Source organism: Gymnodinialimonas sp. (genome assembly GCF_059726805.1).
Window position 1 is genome coordinate 1,589,984 of record NZ_AP041059.1, and the last position, 21,513, is coordinate 1,611,496.

Below are 21,513 nucleotides of genomic sequence, written 5' to 3' on the forward strand. Positions count from 1 at the left end.
ATTAACAATCCCAGGCGAAGGCGCGGAGTCTTTGTGAAGAGTTTTAGGCAAAAGCGCGGGAGTGCGCTGCCAAGGCAAAGCTCACCGCTGTTGCTTCCACACGGCCAGGACCGACAAGCCATGGGCCATGGTCCAGAAACAGGCCCCGTGAAGCACGCCAAGCGTCATGCTCGCGGCTAGGAAAGACAGATGGAAATCGCCGTCAATTGCCAGCGCGCCGATGCCTCCCAAAAGCGCGCCCGCGATCAGCGGCAAGAGCCAGCCGTTCAGCCCGTTCCGGTTGGCCCAATGGGCCAGAGCCAAGGCAAAGGGCAGAGCAACGAGGCCGGGCAGCCACCCGAAGAACACGAAGACCTCGGCCAACAGCGGCAAGGACTGGGTGCGGACGTCCAGGACCAGGTAAAGCGGGATCATCAGGACGATCGGCACGAAGACGCAGGACAGGCCCGCCACGATCATGAGGCCCGTGGGCACGGGCGCCTGGGTGCGGAGGGGGGCAAAGCGGTTGGGCATTCTGTCCAGGCGCTAGGCCGCAGAGCCGCCAACCGTCAGCCCGCCGATCAACAGCGTCGGCTGACCGACGCCCACCGGCACCCATTGGCCCTGCTTGCCGCAGTTGCCCATGCCGGGGTCCAGCGCCATGTCGTTGCCGATGGCGCGGATCTGTTGCAGCGCCGTTGCGCCGTCGCCGATCAGCGTGGCGCCCTTCACCGGCGCGCCAACGACCCCGTTTTTCACCCGGTAGGCCTCCGTACAGCTGAAGACGAACTTGCCGTTGGTGATATCGACCTGGCCGCCGCCGAAACCCACCGCATAGATGCCGTCCTTGACGTCCGCCACGATGTCGCCCGGCGCGGTATCGCCGCCCAACATGTAGGTGTTGGTCATCCGCGTCATTGGCGCATGGGCGTAGCTTTCGCGCCGCCCATTGCCGGTGGGGGCCACGCCCATCAGGCGGGCGGATTGGCGGTCCTGCATGTAGCTGACCAGCACGCCGTCCTCGATCAATGTCGTCGCCTCCGACGGCGTGCCCTCGTCATCTACGCTGATCGAGCCGCGCCGATCCGGGATCGTGCCGTCGTCGAGCACGGTCATGCCCTTGGAGGCGATCCGCTGGCCCATCAGCCCGGCGAAAGCGCTTTGTTTCTTGCGGTTGAAGTCGCCCTCCAAGCCATGACCAATGGCCTCGTGCAGCAGGATGCCGGGCCAGCCGGGGCCGAGGGCCACATCCATAACGCCCGCGGGCGCAGGCTCGGCGGACAGGTTCACGACCGCCACGCGCAGGGCCTCGCGCGCGACGCCTTCCCAATGGTCGCGCGTCATCAGGCCCACAAGGCCCACACGCCCACCTCCGCCCGCCGAGCCGCTTTCTCGACGCCCATTTTCTTCCACGATGATCGAGACGTTCAGGCGCACCATCGGGCGCGTGTCGGCGACGCTGCCGCCTTCGGGGCGCAGGATCACCACCTCTTGCAAAGATGCCGCCATGGAGGCGCTGACCTGCACCACCCGGGGATCAAGCGCGCGGGCGAAGGCGTCAATCTCGGCCAACGTCTCCAGTTTCACGCCGAACTCGGCGCCCGCCATGGGGTCGTCGTCGGTGTAGAGCTTCTCATTCGTGCCGCGCGGGGCGTCGGCCAGGCTGCCGCCGCCATCGCCTACAGCCAGCCGCGCCGTCTCAGCCGCGCGCAAAAGTGCTGCCTCGGAAATCTCGGTGGAATGAGCGTAGCCTGCCACTTCGCCCTTCACCGCGCGCAGGCCAAAGCCCTGGGCCGCGTCGTAGGAGGCGTTCTTCACCCGACCATCGTCGAAGACCAGAACCTCGGACCGGCGCCGCTCCAGGAACAGCTCTCCATCATCGGCGCCTTCTGTCGCGGCGCGCAGCACCCGCAGGGCGGCCGCTTCGTCAAGGTGGGTCTCAAACGGGCGGAAGGGGGCGGTATCGGACATCGGGCAAGCTCCTACAATTGACCCCCTACATAGTGTCTTTCTCGCCGGGTGCGACACCCCGTCTCGCCCAATGGGTGAGACAATTTAGGCCACTGCCTTGTGTGACGCGGCGCTATATGGTCTGGCACAGCGTGAACAGAAGATGGGTCTGCGCCCGGGACCAAATACCTTCAGGGCAGACGACCGGACGGACAACAGGACAGACCACATGGCACTTCGCAAGATGCTCGGCGGCCTCACGGCCGCGTTTGGCGCAACCTTCACCGCAACGATGGTGTCTGCACAGACCACCGGAATGCGCGATGGGCTAGAGATCATCGGCGCGCCGATCCCCGGTGGGATCGACTTCCAGCCCGCCGTAACGGACGGCGCGTTGGACCTGCAGGCGCTGGACTTCGGCCTGCATGCGATGGCCGCGCTGATCACGCTCTTCGTGGCGGCGCTGATGGCCTACGCCTTCATCAAGCACAACGCCAAGGCCAATCCCGAACCCGCGACCTTCACACACAACACCCGGATCGAGGTCGCCTGGACCATCGTTCCGCTGATCATCCTCGTGGTCGTCGGCGCGTTCTCCCTCCCGGTTCTGTTCCGCCAGCAAACGATTCCCGTCGCCGACGTGGTCGTGAAGGCGACCGGCTACCAGTGGTACTGGGGCTACGAGTATCCCGAGGAGGGCATCTCCTACGACAGCTTCATGCTGAACGAGGATGAACTGGCCGACTACGGCTATTCCCGGGATGAGTACCTGCTCGCGACTGACACCGCAGTCGTCGTGCCCACGGGCCAGACCATCGTTGTTCAGGTCACGGCGGCGGACGTCATCCACTCCTGGACCATCCCCGCGTTCGGCGTGAAGCAGGACGGCGTGCCGGGCCGCTTGGCCGAGCTGCACTTTGAGGTGAACCCGGGCCAGGAAGGCATCTACTTCGGCCAATGCTCCGAACTTTGCGGTGCGGCGCATTCCTACATGCCGATCACGGTTTTCGCCGTGACGCCCGAAGAATACGAGGCATGGCTGGCCGGTGAAGCAGCAGAATTCGCCTCGCTCGACGGGGCCCGCGCGCCGCAGTATCTTGAGCTGGCAGCGGCGGAGTAGGCAGCGCCATGAGCGATTTCACCGCACAATCCACAACGGAGGCCCGTGACTACGAAACGGGGTTCGGCGATTATTTCGCGCTGTTGAAGCCGCGCGTGATGTCGCTGGTGGTGTTCACGGCGCTGGTCGGCATCCTAGTCGCGCCGGGTGGGATCTCTCCGATGATTGGCTTCACCGCGATCTTGTTCATCGCGTTGGGGGCAGGGGCCTCGGGCGCGTTGAACATGTGGTACGACGCCGACATCGACGCGGTGATGAAACGCACGGCCAAGCGGCCCGTGCCCTCGGGCCGGGTGCCTGCGGGCGAAGCGCTGACGCTGGGTCTGTGGTTGTCGGTGATTTCTGTGGCGATGCTGGGACTGGCGACCAACTGGGTTGCGGCGGGACTGCTGGCCTTCACCATCTTCTTCTATGCCGTCATCTACTCCATGTGGCTCAAACGCTCTACGCCCTGGAATATCGTGATCGGTGGGGCGGCGGGATCGTTCCCGCCGATGATCGGTTGGGCGGCGGTGACCGGCGACGTGACCCTCGCGTCGGTTCTGATGTTCGGGCTGATCTTCATGTGGACGCCGCCGCATTTCTGGGCGCTCGCGCTGTTCCTGAAGAAGGACTACAACAACGCAGGCGTGCCGATGCTGACCGTGACCCACGGCAGGGCCGAGACGCGCAAGCAGATCCTGATCTACACGGTGCTTCTGGTGCCAGTGGCCTTGGGTCTGGTGCTGACCGAGGTGGCGGGACCCGTCTACCTGGTGACCGCCCTGGCCTGTAACGCGATCTTCCTCAAGGGCGCCTACGACATCTGGCGCCGTGACGAGGCGATGGCCGAGGCGGATGACTACAAAGTCGAGAAGCGCGTCTTCAAGTTCTCGCTTCTGTACCTGTTCCTGCACTTCGGCGCCCTTCTGCTGGACGCAATCTGGAGGCTGATCTGATGGCTGACACCAAAGCCCTGACGGAAACCCACGAAATCCACACGCGCCGCTTTGGCCGCAACGTGGGCACCGCGCTATGCCTTCTGGGATTCTGCGCCATCGTCTTTGGTCTGACCATTGCGAAGGTTCAGGAAGGCGGCCTTCTTGAGGCCAACGATCATACGCCGCGCGCTTCCATGCTGCCCATCACGGAGCCTGTGGAGTGAGCGAGACGCCCACCAGAATGGACCCCAAGGTCAAAACGGTGCTGCAGACCCTTGGCGTCGTCGTGTTCATGGGCTGCCTCACGGCGGCGGCGGTCCCGTTCTACGACTGGTTCTGCCGGGTCACAGGCTTTGGCGGCGCGACCGTGACGGCGGACGCGGAAAGCGACACGATCCTGGACGACACGATCCGGATCCGGTTTGATGCCTCCACGGCCTCTGACATGCCGTGGGAATTCCGCCCGATGGTGCCCCATGTCGACATCCGCATCGGCGAAACCGGCCTCGCGTTTTACGAGGCCTACAACCCCACCGATCACCCGATCGCAGGCACCGCCAGCTTCAATGTCGCGCCGTTTGACACCGGCGGCTATTTTGTGAAGATCGCCTGCTTCTGCTTTGAAATGCAGGTGCTGCAGCCCGGTGAGCGGGTTGAGATGCCCGTGACCTTCTTTGTCGACCCCGAGATCCAGGACGATCCCGAAACCGTCGACACGCCCGCCATCACTCTGTCGTACACATTCCACGTGACCGATATGCCCGAAGACTACGCCGCCCTTGAGGCGGTGAACTAAGACCAGACCGGAGACCACCATGGCCCACGTCAAACGCCACGATTATCACATCCTGCCCCCCTCGATCTGGCCCCTGATCGCCGCGGCGGGCGCTTTTGCCATGCTCTTTGGTGGCGTGAACTGGATGCATGCAGGCTCTCCCTGGTTGTTCCTCGCGGGCTTCGTTGCGGTGCTTTACGTGATGTACGCCTGGTGGGCGGACGTCGTGACAGAAAGCGGCGAGGGTGATCACACGCCGGTCGTGCGCATCGGCCTGCGGTACGGCTTCATCATGTTCATCATGTCCGAGGTCATGTTCTTCGTGGCCTGGTTCTGGGCGTTCTTCAAACACGCCATCTTCCCGATGGACGGGTACGAGGCCTCGACCTACGTCGCGCCCGAGATCTATCAGGTGGATCCCTTCGGCTTGCCGCTGATCAACACGCTGGTGCTGCTGCTGTCGGGCTTCATGGTCACCTGGGCGCACCACGCGCTGGTCCACAACGGGCCGCGCAAGGACATCGAGTATGGCCTTCTGGGCGCCGTGGTTCTGGGCATCTTCTTCACCGGCCTGCAGGCGTTCGAATATTATGAGCTGATCGCCCACCACCACTGGCAGTTCGGCGGGCCCGATGGCGACAAGTTCTACTCCACCTTCTTCATGGCTACGGGCTTCCACGGTTTCCACGTGGTGATCGGGACGATCTTCCTGTTCATCTGCTACCTGCGGGTGCGCAAAGGCCACTTCACCGCCGAGCGGCACATCGGGTTCGAGGCGGCGGCGTGGTACTGGCACTTCGTTGACGTGGTGTGGCTGTTCCTTTTCGTGGCCGTGTATATCTGGGGTCAGTAACCCCTGGCTTGATGGGGAGCGGGTGAGGCGTCGGAGCCCACCCGCCCACCCCTCCGCCGCCTCACCCGCGCCTGCCTTCAATTGGCTCGCGGAGGATTGAGGTGGGATTGAGTTTTCTGGGCAAGATGAAAGAGGGGCCTGCCGTTCACGGCGGGCCTTTTGATTGAAACGGAGGTGTCATGGGACGGGTGATTGCGGTCGTCGCATTCGGGTTGGCGGGGATGGCCATCCTGGTCTCGCTCGGGGTATGGCAGCTGCAGCGGCTCGCCTGGAAAGAGGCCGTCCTGGCAGAGATCGCCGACAGGATCGAAGCCGCGCCCGTGGCACTGCCGGAGGCACCTGATCCTGAGACCGATCGCTATCTGCCGGTGGAGGTCACGGGCACGTTCACCGGCGAGACCCTGCGCGTGCTGGTCAGCCTCCAAGGGTCCGGGCCGGGATATCGGCTGATCTCGCCGTTCGAGACCGAGGGCCGCGCGGTGATGATCGACAGGGGATACCTGTCGGAAAGCGTCGCGCAACCGGATCCGCCAACGGGTGCTGTGACCGTCACCGGCAACCTGCACTGGCCCGATGAGGTTGACGGCTTCACCCCCGCCCCCGACATCGCCCGCAACATCTGGTACGCCCGTGACGTGCCGACCCTGGCCACACATCTGGGCACCGAGCCCGTCTTCATCGTTGCCCGGCAGATGTCGGTATCCGACGCCCCTTTGACGCCCCTGCCTGTTACGGCGGACGGCATCCCAAATAACCATTTGGGCTATGCGATCCAGTGGTTTGGGCTGGCGCTTGTCTGGTTGGGGATGACAGCGTTCTTGCTGTGGCGTATCACCCGTCGGAGTGTATGAGGGAGCCTTCCATGCAATACGTGTCGACCCGGGGGCGCGCGCCTGTTTTGTCCTTCGAGGAGGCCATGCTGACAGGCCTTGCGCGCGATGGCGGGCTCTATGTGCCGGGCGAGATCCCGCAGATGTCGCAAGGCGATATCGCCGCGCTGGCGGGGCTGTCCTATGAGGATATCGCGTTCCGGGTGATGCGGCCTTTCGTCGGCGATACCTTCTCCGATGACGAATTTGCAGGCCTGATCGAGGCGGCGTATTCCGGCTTCGGTCACGCCGCCCGCGCGCCCCTGAAACAACTGCAACCTAACCATTTCTTGTTGGAGCTGTTCCACGGGCCGACCTTGGCGTTCAAAGACTTCGCCATGCAGCTGATCGGGCAAATGTTCCAGGCGGCCCTGACCCGACGGGGCGACCGGGTGACGATTGTGGGCGCGACCTCTGGCGACACAGGCTCTGCCGCGATGGAGGCGTTTCGCGGTCTTGATGCGGTGGATGTGTTCATCCTCTTCCCCCATGGACGCGTGTCTGAGGTGCAGCGCCGTCAGATGACGACGGTGAGTGAGGCCAATACCCATGCCCTCGCGCTGACCGGCGATTTTGACGACTGCCAGGCGCGTCTGAAGGACATGTTCAACCACTTCGAGTTCCGCGACCGGGTGCGGCTTGCGGGCGTGAACTCGATCAACTGGGCGCGGGTACTGGCGCAGGTCGTGTATTTCTTCTCCTCCGCCGTGTCGCTTGGCGCGCCGCATCGCCCGGTGTCCTTCTGCGTGCCCACAGGCAACTTCGGCGACATCTTCGCGGGCTACATCGCCAAGCGCATGGGCCTGCCGATCGACAAACTGGTGATCGCGACGAACCAGAACGACATCCTGCACCGCGCCATGGTCTCGGGCGGCTACACGACCGAGGGGGTCGTACCCTCGATCTCTCCATCGATGGACATCCAGGTCTCTTCCAACTTTGAGCGTGCACTGTTCGATGCCTACGACAGGGACGGCGACGCCGTGGCGCAATTGATGGATGAGCTGAAACAGGGCGGCGGCTTCAAGATCAGCCAGGGCGCCATCGGGCGCCTGCGAGACACCTTCGCCAGTGGCCGCGTGTCCGAGGAAGAAACCTCTGCCATGATCGCCCGCGCGTTGCCCGAGATGGGCGAATTGCTCTGTCCGCATTCGGCGATTGGCGTCGATGTGGCCCAGGATTTCCTGGCGGCCACGCCACTCATCACGCTGGCCACGGCGCATCCGGCCAAGTTCCCCGATGCCGTGGAAGCGGCATCCGGCATTCGGCCCGCGCTGCCCGCGCGGATGGGCGATCTGTTTGATCGGCCCGAGCGGGTGCAACGGGTGGAGAATGACCTGAGCGCCCTGGAGCAGGTGATTGAAGGAGGCATCCGCCCGTGACGGTCGAAATACACACGCTCGCCAACGGGCTTCGCATCGTGACCGAGCATATGCCAGGTCTGGAATCGGCGGCCCTCGGCATCTGGGTCAGCGCGGGCGGGCGTCACGAACGGGTCGAGCAGAACGGCATCGCGCATTTCCTGGAGCATATGGCCTTCAAGGGCACCGCGCGGCGCTCTGCCTTGCAGATTGCCGAGGAAATTGAGGATGTTGGCGGCTATATCAACGCCTATACCTCGCGTGAGGTGACAGCCTATTACGCCCGCGTGCTGAAGGACGACGTCGCGCTGGCGCTGGATTTGATCGGCGATATCGTCCTCAACCCCATCTTCGACCCGCGCGAGATCGAGGTGGAACGCGGCGTGATCCTGCAAGAAATCGGCCAAGCCGCCGACACGCCCGACGACATCATTTTCGACTGGCTCCAGGCCGCCGCCTACCCCGAACAGCCCCTCGGCCGGACCATTCTTGGCCCGGCAGAGCGGGTGCAAAGCTTCGGCCGCGGCGACTTTGATCGCTTCGTGGCCGAGAACTATGGCCCCGGTCAGCTGATCCTGTCGGCGGCGGGCGCGGTGGACCATGATGAGATCGTGCGCCTGGCCGAAAAGGCCTTCGGCCACCTGACACCCGCGCCGCAAGCGATTGCGCAGCCGGGACGCTTTGGTGGAGGAGAACACCGCGTTGTCAAAGGGTTGGAGCAGGCGCATTTCACCCTGGCGCTGGAAGCGCCGGGCTACCGCTCGGACGATATCTATACCGCGCAGATCTATGCGACAGCGCTTGGGGGCGGCATGTCCTCGCGCCTGTTCCAGGAGATCCGCGAGAAGCGGGGCCTTTGCTACACGATTTATTCGCAGGTCGGCAGCTACGATGACACCGGCCTTTTGACGATCTACGCCGGCACCTCGGCGGAAGATCTGCCAGAGCTTGTTGGCCTGACGATTGATGAGTTGAAGCGCTCTGCCGAGACGATGTCCGAGCCGGAACTGGCGCGGGCGCGCGCGCAAATGAAGGCGGGTCTGTTGATGGGGCTCGAAAGCCCCTCGGCGCGGGCAGAGCGGCTGGCACGGCTGATTGCCATCTGGAACCGCATCCCGCCGCTTGAAGAAACGGTGGCGCGGATCGATGCCGTGACCTTGCAAGGCTTGCGCGAACACGCCGGCGCCCTGGGTCACGCGGGCACCGCGATGGCCCTTTACGGGCCCGTCGACAAGGCCCCTGATCTGGCCTCCGTGAGGGAGCGCCTGGCCGCCTGATGATCGCGCGCAAACGCAACCTTCGCCTGGAAACCGAGCGTCTGACGCTCCGCCTGCCGCGCCACGCGGATTTCCGGGCGTGGGCGTCGCTTCGTCATCAATCGCGCGATTTCCTGGTGCCGTGGGAACCGGTCTGGGCCGATGATCATCTGACCCGGAAGAGCTTTACGGCCCGTGTTTATTGGGCGCAACGCTCGGTCAACCAGGGCTCGGCGGTGCCGCTTTTCATTCTTCGCCGCGCAGATGATGCGCTGTTGGGCGCGATCACATTGGACAACGTGCGCCGCGGTCCGGCGCAATCGGCAACGCTTGGCTACTGGATCGGCCTGCCGTTTGTACGTCAGGGCTACATGCGCGAGGCGATTGGCGCGGTGTGTCACTACGCGTTCCGCGCGCTCGATATCAGTCGTATGGAAGCCGCTTGCCTGCCTGAAAATGCCGCCTCGCGCGGCGTGTTGGAAAAGTCCGGCTTCAAGTATGAGGGCGTGGCGCAAAGCTATCTACAGATCAACGGACGCTGGCGCAACCACGTGCTTTACGCAAATCTGCGCAGCGACCGACGCGGGAAAACCGAAGTCGGGTGACGCGGGCCTGCGCGCGCGCTAGGTCTAGCTCCATGACAGTTCTTGATCGATTGAAAGCCGAGGTTCCGGGCGCGTTGCGCGATGCGGACGCCAGCTATCTGGAAGAGCCACGCGGCCGTTGGCGGGGGCAGGCGTTGGCTGCAGTGGCCCCCCGTTCGACCGCCGAGGTGGCGCAGATCCTGCGCATCGCAAGCGATACCGGCACGCCCGTTGTGCCCTACTCCGGTGGCACCGGTCTGGTCGGCGGGCAGATCAAAGAGGGCGGCGATCCCCCTATTTTGTTGACGATGGAGCGGATGACACAGGTCCGCGCGATGGACGCGCAGGCGGGCACAATGGTCGTGGAAGCGGGCGCGATCCTGCAGAACGTGCATGACGTGGCCGAAGCGGACGGGTGGATCTTTCCCCTGACGCTCGCCTCCCAAGGCTCGGCGCGGATCGGCGGGTTGCTGGCCACCAATGCGGGCGGGGTGAACGTGATCCGCTACGGCAATGCGCGCGATCTGGTGTTGGGGGTGGAGGCGGTTCTGGCCGACGGCACGGTGATCGAGGGCCTCTCGCCCCTGCGCAAGAACAATATGGGCTACGATCTGCGCCACCTCCTGATCGGATCCGAGGGGACCTTGGGCGTGATCACGGCCGCAACTTTGCGTTTACATCCAATGCCTTCCGCGATGGGCGCGGCTTTGATGGTGGTGCCCTCGGCGGAGGCCGCACTGGCGCTTTTGCGGCTGGCACAGGCGCGGATCGGAGAGGGCATTTCCGCCTTTGAGCTGATGGGAAAGATGGGCTTCACCTTCCTGGAGGAAGTCGGGCCAGAAATGCGAATGCCCTTTGCGGAGGCGCCGGAATGGTGCTGTCTGATCGACCTTGGTCTCAGCCATGGCTCGCCGGAAGAGGCATTGGAAGCTTTGTTTTCAGAGGCTTACGAGGCGGGCTTGGTCACAGACGGTGTCATTGCACAGTCCGAGGCGCAGCGACGCGACTTCTGGAACATTCGTGAGAGTATCCCCGAGGCCAACCGCCGCATCGGCTCGGTTTCCTCCCACGATATCTCGGTGCCCGTGGCGTCCATCCCCGCCTTCATTGCCGAGGCGCCGGGGCGGTTGGCGCAGATAAATGCGTTCAGGATCAATTGCTTCGGGCATCTGGGCGACGGCAACTTGCACTACAACGTGTTTCCCCAGAAGGGCGGCAGCCGCGCGGACCACGAGGCAGAGCGCGCGGCGATCAAGACCTGTGTCCACGATCTGGTCTTCGAGATGGGCGGCTCCGTGTCGGCGGAACACGGCATCGGGCGGCTGAAGGTCGGCGATCTGGAGAAGTACGGCGACCCCGGAAAGCTCGCCGCCATGCGGGCGATCAAGGCGGCGTTGGACCCGAAGAACATCCTCAACCCCGGGGCGGTTTTGCGCGGTTGAGGGCTGTACACACCCCGTACACCGGGGCGTACACATCCTGTACACACGCGATTTGCGCACGCTTTTGCGGCAATTGCCGCTTTTACGTGCGCGTGCCCGAGAACTTCTCGGCCCATTCTTCCCGTTGCTCACCCGCGATCTTGGCGAAAAGCACCTCGGGCACCGTGAAGGCGTGGCCTGCGGGCAGGGTTGTCATCGACGCGTCCTTGGGCCAGGCGAGGTCTGTGTGCATACCCTCGGCCATGGCCGCCGCCGCGTCGGGGATGAAGGGGGCGGACAGGCCCGCGTAGAAGGGGATCAGGTTGAGGGCAAAACGGGTGACGGCGGCGGCGCGTTCGGGGTCCGTCTTGAAGGCGGTCCAGGGGGCGGCGGATTGCAGATACTCGTTGCCCGCGACCCAGATCGCGCGCAGCTCCGCCGCGGCTTTGCGGATGTCGATGGCGTCCATATGGGCCTGGTAGGCGGCAAGGCGGTTCTCCAGATCCGCGATCAGCGCCGTTTCCTGGTCGCCGTAGACGCCGCCCTCGGGCACTGCCTCGCCAAACTTGGAGCGGCAGAATTTGGTGATCCGGCTGACGAAGTTGCCAAGCACATCGGCGAGGTCCTTGTTGACGTCCTGTTGAAACGCCTCCCAGGTGAATTCGGAGTCGCTGGTCTCGGGCGCGTGGGACAAGAGCCACCAGCGCCAGTAGTCAGACGGCAGGATGTCGAGGGCCTGATCCATGAACACGCCGCGCCCCTGCGAGGTGCTGAACTGGCCGCCGTCGTAGTTCAGATAGTTGAAGCTCTTGATGTAATCCACGAGCTTCCACGGCTCGCCGGAGCCGAGGATCGTGGCGGGGAAACTGAGGGTATGGAACGGCACGTTGTCCTTCCCCATGAATTGCACATATCGGACGTCGTCGGCCCCTTTATCCACACGCCACCACCGTTCCCAGTCGGAAATCGCACCTTGCTCCACAGCCTCGGCGGCGCAGGCGATGTACTCGATCGGGGCGTCAAACCAGACGTAGAAGACCTTGCCTTCCATGCCGGGCCAGTCCGCGTCGCCGCGTTTGACGGGCACGCCCCAGTCGAGGTCACGGGTGATGCCCCGGTCCTGTAATCCATCGCCGTCGTTTAACCATTTCTTTGCAATCGACGTGGTTAGAATGGGCCAGTCGGCTTTGGAATCTATCCAATCGCTCAGCTGTCCGCGCAGCTGCGATTGGCGCAAGTAGAGGTGTTTTGTTTCGCGGACTTCCAGATCGGTGGAGCCGGAAATGGCCGACCGAGGCTCGATCAAGTCGGTCGGGTCCAGCTGCTTGGTGCAATTCTCGCATTGGTCACCACGGGCCTTGTCGTAGCCGCAGTTGGGGCAGGTGCCTTCGATATAGCGGTCGGGAAGGAAGCGTCCGTCGGCGTGGGAATAGATCTGTTTCTCGGACACTTCCTCAATGAGGTCGTTGTCCGCCAGCTTGCCCGCGAAGTGTTGGGTCAGCGTGTGGTTCTGCGGCGAGGATGAGCGCCCGAAATGGTCGAACGACAGGCGAAAGCCTTTCGCGATCTCGGCCTGAACCGCGTGCATGTCAGCGCAATACTCGGCCACGGGCTTGCCCGCCTTGGCGGCGGCCAGCTCGGCGGGCGTGCCATGTTCGTCGGTGGCGCAGAGAAACAGCACCTCCTGACCCCGCGCGCGCAGGTAGCGGGCATAGAGATCAGCGGGCAGTTGCGAGCCCACGAGGTTGCCCAGGTGTTTGATCCCGTTGATGTAGGGAATGGCGCTGGTGATAAGCGTGCGGGTCATGGAACGGGCCTTGCGTCTGAGCGGTTGCGCGCAGCTTTAACGCCGCCGCGCGGGCAAGGCCAGTGGGTCTTGGCGCGGCGCTACATCCGGTCGGCGATGATCGCGGGCAGGCCCGTCTCGTTGGCGCGCACACAGCCGCCGGACCAATTGGCGACAAAGACGGTCCCGTCGCCGCGCGCGTGGAAGTAGGCACCGTTTCCGCTGCCGTCGCTGTAACAGAAGTTTCCGGCGTGGGACACATGGGCCGAAGTGCCGCGCCCCTCAATCGCGTAGCCCAAGGCGTAATTGTCGTGCATCGGGCGGTCAAAGGGGCGTTCGACGATCCCGGCGCCATCGGTGAACCAATGCTGCGCCAGGCGGGCATAGCTTTCCGCCGACATTTCCCACCCGCCGTAAGACGAGCGAGAGCCCATGGCACCGTGGATCGTGGCATCCGTCACACCGGCGGGCGTCACGACACGGTCCATACAGGCCTCTGCATAGGTCTGACCGGTGAGCGCTTCGATGGCGACGCCCAGGACGGCGTAGTTGGTATTGTTGTAGAAATACGCGCGCGGCGTGCCTTGCATGTTCTCTTCCCGCAACGCCTCAGACGCGATGCGCCGGTGCAGGCCGAGGGCACCGTGCAGCGTGCTGCCCATGGTGCCCTGGGTCAGGTCAGGCGCGAGGCCCGAGGTGTGATTGGCCAGCGACGCCAGCGTGATGTTGGCGTTCCAGGGCTGCGGCGTGACCCTGACGGCGGACATCTGCGGGGCGATTTCGCCCAGGGTCGTGTACCAGCCAAGGCCTTGTTCTTGCAGGACGACGTCCATGCAGATCCCGGTGATGGCCTTCGACAGGCTGGCCACAGGAACAGAGGTGTCGGTCGCGCGCCCAAGGGCCGCGCGGTGCATCGTGCCATCGGGAAAGAGCACGGTCATGGCGCCCTCGCTTAGGCCATTGGCGGCCATCCAGGCTCGCCAGTCGGCCTCAAGACCCTGGCCGAGCGCCGTCGGCGCGGCTGTCAGCGCCACCGGCATGGAGATGATCGCCGCGCCATCTGCGGGCGTCTGCGAGGAGGCATCGCCGAGGAGGGACGCGGCGAGGTCGCGCAGCGGCCCGGGGCCGGGGGCGGGCGTGTCCGTGGCGAGCGCCGCCGTTTGCGTCCGCTCGGGCAGGCCCGAGACGGCCAGGTTCGCAACAGCGAAGAGGAACGCAGCGCCGATCACGGCGCAGAGGGTGCGGAGGAGGAAGGACATGGGCATGCTCGGGCGTTGTTGGTTTGCCGCCGATATGCGCGCCGATGTCGGCAGAATTGAGACGTCAAAAGGGCGTTACTTATCGGGCCCGCGCCGGAAGATACGCCCCACCGTGAACGAGGTGCGCGGGATCCAGACGTAGGGTTTGCGCTCTTCCAAAGACGCGCGGCGGCGCATGCGGACGAGGCCGAAGACGACGAGCCCCATATGCGCGAGGGAGATGAACATGAAAAGCGCGGCTGGGCCGAAAGCCTCGATCAATTGCGAGGTCAGAAGCGGGGCCACGATGGCGCCCGAGGCGTAGAAGAACATCAGCGCGGCCGACAGCTCCACCCGTTGGTCATCGCTGGCCCAGTCGTGGGCGTGGGCGGCGGAGACCGAGTAGATAGGGAAGGTGGTGGCGCCAAAGAGGAAGGCGGAGCCGAAGATGCCAACGGCGCCCGCCCCCGGCAACATGACCGTCACGGCGCAGGCCACCAGCGAGGCGACGGAGAACCAGATCAGCACCCAGCGCCGATCAAAGCGGTCGGCGAGCCAGCCTGCGGGCCATTGCGCCGCCGCGCCGCCCAGGACGAAGGCGGCCAGGAAATAGCCGATCTCGCTGGCTTGCAGGCCGACCTCGGAGCCATAGAGCGGGCCGACCATGCGGAAGGCGGCACCCGAGACGCCCGCCACGATCACCCCCGCCACGGCCAGGGGCGACAGGCCCCAGGCCAGCGCGGGCCGCAGGCGAGGCGCGGAAGGCGTGGGCGGCTGCTGCAGTTTGGTCAGGGTCAGCGGCAGAAGGGCCGCGCAACACAGGATCGCCAGCAGGTTGTAGGAGACGTAAGAGGCGGGCGCGAGCACGCCGATCAGCAGTTGTGCGCAGAGCGATCCGCCGGTGTCCACCATCCGGTAGATGCCCATGGCGCGCCCGCGGGTTTCATTCGTGACCTTGGCCTGCAACCAGGCCTCGATCACCGTGTAGCAGCCCGCGATGCACAGGCCCGTGGCCACCCGCATGAGCGCCCAGGCGTAGGCGTCGATCAGCAGCATGTGGCTGAGCAGGCCGATCGCGCCCATGGCGGTGAATACCGCGAAGGCGCGGGAGTGCCCGACGCTGCCCATCAGGCGCGGCGCCCACCAGCAGCCGATGAAAAAGCCCAGGAAATGCGCCGAGCCCAGAAGGCCGATCTGTGCCGATGTGAAGCCCAGGACCGTGCCCGAGAGCACGTCGAGCGGGCCGACACCGCCCGAGGACAGCTGCAACAGGATGACGGAAAGAAACAGGGCCGCGAAAGAGATCAGGAGGCGCATGGGCATGCCTTGGGGGCGAGGTCCCGCCCGGTGTGCGCCTCTGGGTCTTTTCGTGCAAGAGGGTTGGGGGGTGATGGGGGCAAATTTGGGGATGCTCAAGCTTGAGCACCCTTTTAAGCATCTGAAATTTAACGAAAAAGCATTTTCACGTTTTTGAACCCGCCCGCGCGGCATCGTGGAACAAGAGGGGGGAGGGCGCTGATCTGGAGAGGGCGCGGCACCGGTTCCGCCCGGGAAGAGCCGCCCTAGGGGAAGGCGGGCTCCCGTTCGTGCTGGGGCGGGGCCTCTGAGGGCGCGGTGACGGTCAGCGCGCCCCGGCCCGTGCGGGTCACGGACCACTGGGCCACGGGCGCGGTGCGCGCGCGCAGGCGCGACAGGCGCCAGCGGTCTTGGTCAGCGCCATGGTCGGGCATCAATTGCCAGCGGCTTTCCACCCCCGCCGCGCCGCCATCGCCCGGCGTCAGGATCACCCCCACGGGCGCGCGGCCCGTCTTCTCGAACCCCGCCTCAGCCGCCAGGTGCAGGCGGCGCACCGGGGTGAGGCCCGGCGGCTCGGGCAGGTCCAGCACCACAAGGCGGTTGAGGCCGCCGCGCAGCGCCTCTTCCATGCACCACAACAGATCGCCGGGGCGGCAGCATTCCACGAACACCAGCCGTCCGGGATCAACCTCTCGGTGCACGCCGGCCAGATGCAGCGCGTCGGGGTGCCAATCGGGCCGGATCCAGAGGATCTGGCTGGCGATATCGGTATGGGTATCGGAAGCGGCCAGCCACAGGGCCAGCCGCCGCCTTGTGTGGCCGCAGAATTCATGGGCCCGGCCCCCCGCCAGATCAAAGCGACCCAGCAAGCGCAGGCCCGGGCGATCCTTGCGGTGCGATTGGCGGGTGAGCTTGGTGATATCCATGGCGATCAGTATAGATGTTCTGCAAATGTTCTCAAGCCCCGTGCCCCGCCTTGCACCCGCCCCAAACAAGGTTAGTTTGGCCGCAACAGCCCCTCCCCAAAAGGAAAACCATCCATGCGCGCGATCCCCCTTGGCAGCACTTCTGAAACGATCACCGACTACTGCCTTGGCACGATGACCTGGGGCACCCAGACGCCCGAGGCCGACGCCCACCGCCAGATGGATATGGCGCTGGAGGCGGGGATTGACGTGATTGATACCGCCGAGATGTATCCGGTGAACCCCGTGAGCGCTGAAACCGTGGGCGGCACGGAGACGGTGATTGGCAATTGGAACGGCGCCCACAAGGCGCGGCGCGGCGAATATAAGCTCGCCACCAAGGTCTCGGGCCTGAACGAGGGGTTTGTGCGGCCCGGCCAGCCGATCACCGGGGCGACCTTTACGGAGGCTCTGGAGGGCTCTCTGCGGCGGTTGCAGACCGATTACGTGGACATCTACCAGCTGCATTGGCCAAACCGGGGCAGCTACATGTTCCGCCAGAACTGGACCTATGCGCCGAAGGGGGACCGGGCGGAAATTCTGGACAATATGCTGGATGTTTTGCGTGCGGCGGAGGCGGCGCAAAAGGCCGGGAAGATGCGGCATCTGGCGATGTCCAACGAGAGCGCCTGGGGCACGGCGCAGTGGCTACGGCTGGCCGAGGAACACGGGCTGCCCAGGGTGCAGACGATGCAGAATGAATATTCGCTGTTGTGCAGGGTCTATGACACCGACATGGGCGAGTTGTCGTATCATGAGAAGGTGACGCTTCTGGCATTCTCGCCACTGGCCACGGGGCTGTTGACGGGCAAATACAGCGGCGGGGCGGTGCCCGACGGCTCGCGCGAGGTCGTGTCGCCGGGCCTCGGCGGGCGAATGACAGCGCGCGCGCGGGTGGCGGCGGATGCCTATGTGGCGGTGGCGCGCAAGCACGGGATCGACCCGGTGCATATGGCGCTGGCCTTCACCGTGCAGCGGCCCTTCGCGGTCTCGACGATCTTCGGGGCCACGACATCGGCGCAACTGGCCCATATCCTTGACGGCAAGGACACCGTGTTGTCGGGTGAGATCATGGATGAGTTGAACGAGACCCATCGCCAGCATCCGATGCCGTACTGATCCGATGGCGCGCATCCTGGTTTACGGCGACAGCAACACCCACGGCACGGTGCCCCTGACGGTGCTGGGCCAGTCCGAGCGCTTCGCGCCGGGGGTGCCCTGGCCGGATGTGCTGGCCGAGTTGACCGGGCATTGCGTGATCGCCGAGGGGCTGCCCGGGCGCACCACGGTCCACGAGGACCCGGTCGACGGGGGCGCGCGCAATGGCGCGGCGGTGTTGCCGGCGGTCCTGATGAGCCATGTGCCGCTCGATGCCGTCGTGATCATGCTGGGGACCAATGATCTGAAGCCCCGGTTCGCGACCTCGGCCTTCGATATCGCCAAATCGGTGGAGCGGTTGGTGGGGATCACCGGCAGCCTCGTGCCCGCCGCCAAGGTCCTGGTGGTCTGCCCCGCGCCGGTGACGGAGACGGGCGTTCTGGTGGACGCATTTGCGGGCGCTGAGGCGCGGCAGCGGGGTCTGGAGGCGCATATGGCGGCGGCGGCGACGCGCGTGGGGGCGGGCTTTGCGTCGGTCGCGGATTTCGCGGCGGCCTCGGACGTGGACGGGGTGCATCTGGACGCAGCGGCGCACCGGGCACTGGCCGAAGGGTTGGTGGCACCGCTGGGCGCGCTGCTTGGCGCGCCGCCCAAGGCTGGTGGCGGCCTGCCCGCGCCGGACCCCGCAGCGCCAGAGCCGCCGGTGACGCTCGCGCGCGCCGTGCCGCCGCAGTGGGTGGATTACAACAACCACATGAACGAGGCGTTCTATCTGACGGCGTTCTCGGACGCCGCCGACCAGATGCTGGGATGGGCGGGGATGGACGCGGCTTGTGTGGCAGACGGCGCCTCCGTCTTCACGGTGGAGACGCACATCCGCCATCTGGGCGAGGTCAACATCGGGGACGCAATGCGGGTGACTACAAGGGTCATGGAAGGCGGCGGCAAGAAGCTGCATCTGTGGCACGAGATGTGGGTGGGTGACGCGCTTTGTGCGACCGGTGAGCAGTTGTTGCTGCATATGGATCTGAATGTGAGGGAGACGGCGCCGCCACCCGCGCGGATCGCGGAGTGGCTTGGAAAGGCGCAGGCCGCCCATGCGCCGCTGCCGCTGCCCGAGGGGTTCCAGCGCTACGTGGCGCAGCGTTAAGCGACCTCCGCCCGGAGCGCCTTGAGCCTGTCCATGAAGGTGTGCGAGGCGATTTCGGCCTCGCGCACCAGCCCGTCGAAATGCAGCGTCATGGCGCGCACCCGGTCGCGGTCGCGGAACGCGAGGTAGTGGCGGCCCATATAGATCACCGCCATTTTCGGCCCGAAGACCGTGACGGGGGCGGAAAAGGTCGTGCGCGCGTCGTAGAGAAACACCCGCAGGCCAGGGTAGAGGCGGTCATAGATCTCGGCCATCCAATCGAGCTGTTCGGCCCGGATCTGCGCGCTGAGGCCGGTGTAATAGCCTTCCGCGCGAGCGAAACTCTCCAGCTCATGGAGCGGCATCGCCATCTCGTAATCGCTGAGCGTGAGGGCCAGCCAATCCAGACGCGCGGCGGCGGCCTGAATGGCCTCATACGGGCGGCGATGGGTCAGCGGCGCATATTCCCAGCGCAGCATGGCGTCGGTTTTCAGGATGTCGGGCAGCGTTGCGGGGACGTGGCGAATCTTGTAGCCCTCCGCCTCGCGCTGCCACTCGAAGATCTGGTCATCCAGCGTCGTGGCGCGCCCGGTCTCGGAGATCGAGAGGCTGGTGGCGAGCAATTTGCCCGCCTGCTCGGGCTTGTCGGTCAGACCCAGAAGCCAATCTGCCGAGACGTCGAGCGCCTGCGCACAAGAGGCGACCACATGGCCGCCGGGCACCCGCGCGTCATCCTCTGCCAGCATCTGCGTGATGGTGGAGCGGTCCACCTGAACGGCCCGCGCCAGGGCAGCGCGGCTGAGGTTGGCGGCGGTCAGCGCGCCGCTCAACCGCTCTCGAAACAGATGCGCGCGGGCGCGCTTATCGGGAATGGCCAGCATTGTTGAGAATATCCAGCAGAGTTGGGTTTATGTGGAGAAAACCCTGACTGCTCCTGACATGCAAGCCGTCATATGACAGGGGTGTGACAACGACGGGACACACAAAACGGATCTGCTGGCCCACCCTGGCCCTGATCATCGGCTGTTACGGCGCGTGGGGCGCGGTGCTGTTCTGGGCGCCGACGGCCTTGGCGCTGGTCCTGTTGATCCCCTTGATTACGCTGCAAGCCTCGCTCCAGCACGAGGTGCTGCATGGCCATCCCTTTGCCAACCGGACCCTGTCCGAGGCGCTGGTGATGGGCTCGCTGAACCTCGCCATCCCCTACATCCGGTTTCGCGACACCCATCTGGCGCATCACACCGACGCGACCCTGACCGATCCCTATGACGATCCCGAAAGCAACTACCTGGACCCGGCGGTCTGGACCCGCCTGCCCAAAGCCGCCCGGGCGATGTTGCGGGCGAACAACACGCTTTTGGGCCGTATGTTGCTGGGCCCGCTCGTGGGGCAGATCCTCTTCATGGCCTCCGATGCGCGCCAGATCCGCGCGCCGGGGGTGGCCTGGGGCTGGGCGGTGCATGTCGCCACCGCCGTGCCCATCGTGGCGCTTGTCGTGCTTTCGCCAACGCCGCTCTGGCTCTACGCGGTAGCCTGCTACGGCGCGCTGTCGGTCCTGAAAATCAGGACCTTCCTGGAGCATCAGGCCCACGAACGGGCGCGGGGCCGCACTGTGATTGTCGAAGATCGCGGGCCGCTGGCTTTCCTGTTTCTCAACAACAATTTCCACGTGGTCCACCACATGCACCCCAAGGTGCCGTGGTACCGGTTGCCGCAACTCTATGCCGCCAACAAGGCGCGCTATCTGAGCTGTAACGACGGCTATCGCTACAAAAACTATGGCCAGATCTTTCGCCAACACCTTCTGCGCGCGAAAGATCCGGTGGCCCATCCACTTTACCCGCAGAAATAGCTTGGCAAGCGGGCGGGCGAGGCGCAGGAAGCGCCCATGCCCCTCTGGATCGCCGCCTCCATCTTCGCTGCCTTCATGCAGAATCTGCGGTTCGCCCTGCAGCGTCACCTGAAGGTCACGACCCTGTCGACGGGCGGCGCGACCTGGGCGCGATTTGCCTTCGCCGTGCCCTTCGTGGGGCTCGCTTTGCTGGGCTACAAGGCGTTCAGCGGGCAGGCCTGGCCCGGGATCGGGCCCGGCTATTGGGTCTATGTCGCCACCGGCGGCGTCGCGCAAATGACGGCGACGGCCTGCGTCGTGGCGCTATTCGCGCGGCGCAATTTCTATGTCGGGATCACCCTGAAAAAGTCCGAGGTGCTACTGACCGCGTTGGTGGGCCTCGTAGTTCTGGGGGAGGCGGTCTCGGGCCCCGTGCTGATCGCCATCGGCATCGGCTTTGTGGGTGTCCTGGCGCTGTCGGATCCGCCCAAAGAGGTCGGCCTGCCCTGGACGGCACGCATTTTCAACGCCGCCTCGGGCTATGGCCTGGCCTCGGGCCTTCTGTTCGGGATTTCCGCCGTCTGTTACCGCGGCGCGACCCTGGCGCTGGAGGGCGGTGACGCACCCCTGCGCGCGGCGATGGCGCTGTTGACGGCGACGGTGATCCAGACCGCCACCCTGGGCCTGTGGCTGGCAATTCGCGAGCCGGGCCAGATCACTTCAGTGCTGGCGTCCTGGCGGATCTCGGGCCTGACCGGTCTGACCTCCATGCTGGGCTCCATGGGCTGGTTCATCGCCTTCGCGCTGCAAACGGCGGCCTATGTGAAGGCCTTGGGCCAGATCGAGCTTCTGTTCACCTTCGCCTTCTCGGCCTTCTGGCTGCGCGAAAAGACCAGCCGCAATGAGGTGATCGGCATTGCCCTGATCGTCGTCTCCCTGGCCCTGATCCTTTGGGCGGGCCTTCGGGGATAACGCGCTCCCCCCTGCTTCATCTTGCCCATACAACTCTGGGGGGAGGCGGCTTTTTCAACGAAAAAGACGCCTGGGGGGTGAAATCCCCCAATCCTACGCTGTCCACAAAG

21 protein-coding genes are annotated in these 21,513 nt (G+C 65.1%); 14 read left to right on the forward strand and 7 right to left on the reverse strand.

The genetic code is table 11. The features are described from left to right. Positions 1–81: 81 nt before the first annotated feature. Positions 82–513: a hypothetical protein gene (locus AC6I9R_RS07840; protein WP_497863088.1), complete on the reverse strand. Its 432-nt coding sequence runs from the start codon at positions 511–513 to the stop codon at positions 82–84. Positions 514–525: 12 nt separating this feature from the next. Beyond that, positions 526–1,950 carry a metalloprotease TldD gene (gene tldD / locus AC6I9R_RS07845; protein WP_461425016.1) on the reverse strand — a complete coding sequence of 475 codons (1,425 nt, stop codon included), beginning with the start codon at positions 1,948–1,950 and terminating at the stop codon, positions 526–528. 208 nt (positions 1,951–2,158) lie between these two features. Here tldD and coxB point away from each other — a divergent pair, with 208 nt between their 5' ends. The 10 genes from coxB to AC6I9R_RS07895 all read left to right on the forward strand — a co-directional run bounded on the left by coxB (position 2,159) and on the right by AC6I9R_RS07895 (position 11,109). Continuing rightward, entirely contained in the window at positions 2,159–3,049 is an 891-nt protein-coding gene (gene coxB / locus AC6I9R_RS07850; protein ID WP_461425017.1) for a cytochrome c oxidase subunit II, read from the forward strand. Positions 3,050–3,057: 8 nt separating this feature from the next. After that, positions 3,058–3,987, forward strand: a complete 930-nt coding sequence (cyoE, locus tag AC6I9R_RS07855) for a heme o synthase (RefSeq protein ID WP_461425018.1) — start codon at positions 3,058–3,060, stop codon at positions 3,985–3,987. Continuing rightward, positions 3,987–4,193, forward strand: coding sequence for a cytochrome c oxidase system small membrane protein (locus tag AC6I9R_RS07860; RefSeq protein WP_461425019.1), 207 nt, complete (start codon positions 3,987–3,989; stop codon positions 4,191–4,193). The genes cyoE and AC6I9R_RS07860 overlap by 1 nt, the downstream gene beginning before the upstream one ends. A gap of 17 nt (positions 4,194–4,210) precedes the next feature. Next, positions 4,211–4,765 (forward strand): cytochrome c oxidase assembly protein, encoded by a 555-nt coding sequence (locus AC6I9R_RS07865; RefSeq protein WP_461426592.1) that lies wholly within the window; start codon positions 4,211–4,213, stop codon positions 4,763–4,765. Between the two features lie 19 nt (positions 4,766–4,784). Next, complete coding sequence (locus AC6I9R_RS07870; RefSeq protein ID WP_461425020.1) at positions 4,785–5,597, forward strand: cytochrome c oxidase subunit 3; 813 nt, start codon at positions 4,785–4,787, stop codon at positions 5,595–5,597. A gap of 179 nt (positions 5,598–5,776) precedes the next feature. Next, entirely contained in the window at positions 5,777–6,448 is a 672-nt protein-coding gene (locus AC6I9R_RS07875; protein WP_461425021.1) for an SURF1 family protein, read from the forward strand. 11 nt (positions 6,449–6,459) lie between these two features. Further along, positions 6,460–7,848: a threonine synthase gene (thrC, locus tag AC6I9R_RS07880; protein ID WP_461425022.1), complete on the forward strand. Its 1,389-nt coding sequence runs from the start codon at positions 6,460–6,462 to the stop codon at positions 7,846–7,848. Continuing rightward, positions 7,845–9,104, forward strand: coding sequence for a M16 family metallopeptidase (locus tag AC6I9R_RS07885; protein WP_461425023.1), 1,260 nt, complete (start codon positions 7,845–7,847; stop codon positions 9,102–9,104). The genes thrC and AC6I9R_RS07885 overlap by 4 nt, the downstream gene beginning before the upstream one ends. Beyond that, on the forward strand, positions 9,104–9,688 hold the full coding sequence (locus AC6I9R_RS07890; RefSeq protein ID WP_461425024.1) for a GNAT family N-acetyltransferase: 585 nt from the start codon (positions 9,104–9,106) through the stop codon (positions 9,686–9,688). The genes AC6I9R_RS07885 and AC6I9R_RS07890 overlap by 1 nt, the downstream gene beginning before the upstream one ends. Positions 9,689–9,720: 32 nt before the next feature. Further along, positions 9,721–11,109 (forward strand): FAD-binding oxidoreductase, encoded by a 1,389-nt coding sequence (locus tag AC6I9R_RS07895; RefSeq protein WP_461425025.1) that lies wholly within the window; start codon positions 9,721–9,723, stop codon positions 11,107–11,109. Between the two features lie 82 nt (positions 11,110–11,191). Here the strand turns inward: AC6I9R_RS07895 and metG are convergent, their stop codons facing one another. The 4 genes from metG to AC6I9R_RS07915 form a co-directional block, all read right to left on the reverse strand. Continuing rightward, positions 11,192–12,895, reverse strand: a complete 1,704-nt coding sequence (metG, locus tag AC6I9R_RS07900) for a methionine--tRNA ligase (protein ID WP_461425026.1) — start codon at positions 12,893–12,895, stop codon at positions 11,192–11,194. Positions 12,896–12,975: 80 nt separating this feature from the next. Next, positions 12,976–14,133, reverse strand: a complete 1,158-nt coding sequence (locus AC6I9R_RS07905) for a serine hydrolase domain-containing protein (RefSeq protein ID WP_461425027.1) — start codon at positions 14,131–14,133, stop codon at positions 12,976–12,978. A 75-nt stretch (positions 14,134–14,208) separates the two neighbouring features. Further along, positions 14,209–15,429, reverse strand: coding sequence for an MFS transporter (locus AC6I9R_RS07910; protein ID WP_461425028.1), 1,221 nt, complete (start codon positions 15,427–15,429; stop codon positions 14,209–14,211). A 245-nt stretch (positions 15,430–15,674) separates the two neighbouring features. Next, a complete protein-coding gene (locus AC6I9R_RS07915; protein ID WP_461425029.1) occupies positions 15,675–16,334 on the reverse strand; it encodes an ImuA family protein in 660 nt (219 codons plus the stop codon). Between the two features lie 114 nt (positions 16,335–16,448). Here AC6I9R_RS07915 and AC6I9R_RS07920 point away from each other — a divergent pair, with 114 nt between their 5' ends. Further along, the gene (locus tag AC6I9R_RS07920; protein WP_461425030.1) at positions 16,449–17,492 is read left to right on the forward strand and encodes an aldo/keto reductase; all 1,044 of its coding nucleotides are present in this window, start codon (positions 16,449–16,451) and stop codon (positions 17,490–17,492) included. A gap of 4 nt (positions 17,493–17,496) precedes the next feature. Then, the gene (locus tag AC6I9R_RS07925; RefSeq protein ID WP_461425031.1) at positions 17,497–18,621 is read left to right on the forward strand and encodes a thioesterase family protein; all 1,125 of its coding nucleotides are present in this window, start codon (positions 17,497–17,499) and stop codon (positions 18,619–18,621) included. Here the strand turns inward: AC6I9R_RS07925 and AC6I9R_RS07930 are convergent. After that, positions 18,618–19,481 (reverse strand): helix-turn-helix domain-containing protein, encoded by an 864-nt coding sequence (locus tag AC6I9R_RS07930; protein WP_461425032.1) that lies wholly within the window; start codon positions 19,479–19,481, stop codon positions 18,618–18,620. The two genes, AC6I9R_RS07925 and AC6I9R_RS07930, sit on opposite strands and share 4 nt — an antisense overlap. 83 nt (positions 19,482–19,564) lie before the next feature. Here AC6I9R_RS07930 and AC6I9R_RS07935 point away from each other — a divergent pair, with 83 nt between their 5' ends. Together AC6I9R_RS07935 and AC6I9R_RS07940 are read left to right on the forward strand one after the other, a co-directional pair. After that, on the forward strand, positions 19,565–20,452 hold the full coding sequence (locus AC6I9R_RS07935) for a fatty acid desaturase (RefSeq protein ID WP_461425033.1): 888 nt from the start codon (positions 19,565–19,567) through the stop codon (positions 20,450–20,452). Between the two features lie 36 nt (positions 20,453–20,488). After that, positions 20,489–21,403, forward strand: a complete 915-nt coding sequence (locus tag AC6I9R_RS07940) for an EamA family transporter (protein ID WP_461425034.1) — start codon at positions 20,489–20,491, stop codon at positions 21,401–21,403. The last annotated feature ends 110 nt before the right edge of the window (positions 21,404–21,513 follow it).

Coding starts and splice junctions, on each gene's coding strand:
- AC6I9R_RS07840 (WP_497863088.1), bottom strand. CDS start 513: ATGCCCAACCGCTTTGCCCCCCTCCGCACCCAGGCGCCCGTGCCCACG.
- tldD (WP_461425016.1), bottom strand. CDS start 1,950: ATGTCCGATACCGCCCCCTTCCGCCCGTTTGAGACCCACCTTGACGAA.
- coxB (WP_461425017.1), top strand. CDS start 2,159: ATGGCACTTCGCAAGATGCTCGGCGGCCTCACGGCCGCGTTTGGCGCA.
- cyoE (WP_461425018.1), top strand. CDS start 3,058: ATGAGCGATTTCACCGCACAATCCACAACGGAGGCCCGTGACTACGAA.
- AC6I9R_RS07860 (WP_461425019.1), top strand. CDS start 3,987: ATGGCTGACACCAAAGCCCTGACGGAAACCCACGAAATCCACACGCGC.
- AC6I9R_RS07865 (WP_461426592.1), top strand. CDS start 4,211: ATGGACCCCAAGGTCAAAACGGTGCTGCAGACCCTTGGCGTCGTCGTG.
- AC6I9R_RS07870 (WP_461425020.1), top strand. CDS start 4,785: ATGGCCCACGTCAAACGCCACGATTATCACATCCTGCCCCCCTCGATC.
- AC6I9R_RS07875 (WP_461425021.1), top strand. CDS start 5,777: ATGGGACGGGTGATTGCGGTCGTCGCATTCGGGTTGGCGGGGATGGCC.
- thrC (WP_461425022.1), top strand. CDS start 6,460: ATGCAATACGTGTCGACCCGGGGGCGCGCGCCTGTTTTGTCCTTCGAG.
- AC6I9R_RS07890 (WP_461425024.1), top strand. CDS start 9,104: ATGATCGCGCGCAAACGCAACCTTCGCCTGGAAACCGAGCGTCTGACG.
- AC6I9R_RS07895 (WP_461425025.1), top strand. CDS start 9,721: ATGACAGTTCTTGATCGATTGAAAGCCGAGGTTCCGGGCGCGTTGCGC.
- metG (WP_461425026.1), bottom strand. CDS start 12,895: ATGACCCGCACGCTTATCACCAGCGCCATTCCCTACATCAACGGGATC.
- AC6I9R_RS07905 (WP_461425027.1), bottom strand. CDS start 14,133: ATGTCCTTCCTCCTCCGCACCCTCTGCGCCGTGATCGGCGCTGCGTTC.
- AC6I9R_RS07910 (WP_461425028.1), bottom strand. CDS start 15,429: ATGCGCCTCCTGATCTCTTTCGCGGCCCTGTTTCTTTCCGTCATCCTG.
- AC6I9R_RS07915 (WP_461425029.1), bottom strand. CDS start 16,334: ATGGATATCACCAAGCTCACCCGCCAATCGCACCGCAAGGATCGCCCG.
- AC6I9R_RS07920 (WP_461425030.1), top strand. CDS start 16,449: ATGCGCGCGATCCCCCTTGGCAGCACTTCTGAAACGATCACCGACTAC.
- AC6I9R_RS07925 (WP_461425031.1), top strand. CDS start 17,497: ATGGCGCGCATCCTGGTTTACGGCGACAGCAACACCCACGGCACGGTG.
- AC6I9R_RS07930 (WP_461425032.1), bottom strand. CDS start 19,481: ATGCTGGCCATTCCCGATAAGCGCGCCCGCGCGCATCTGTTTCGAGAG.
- AC6I9R_RS07940 (WP_461425034.1), top strand. CDS start 20,489: ATGCCCCTCTGGATCGCCGCCTCCATCTTCGCTGCCTTCATGCAGAAT.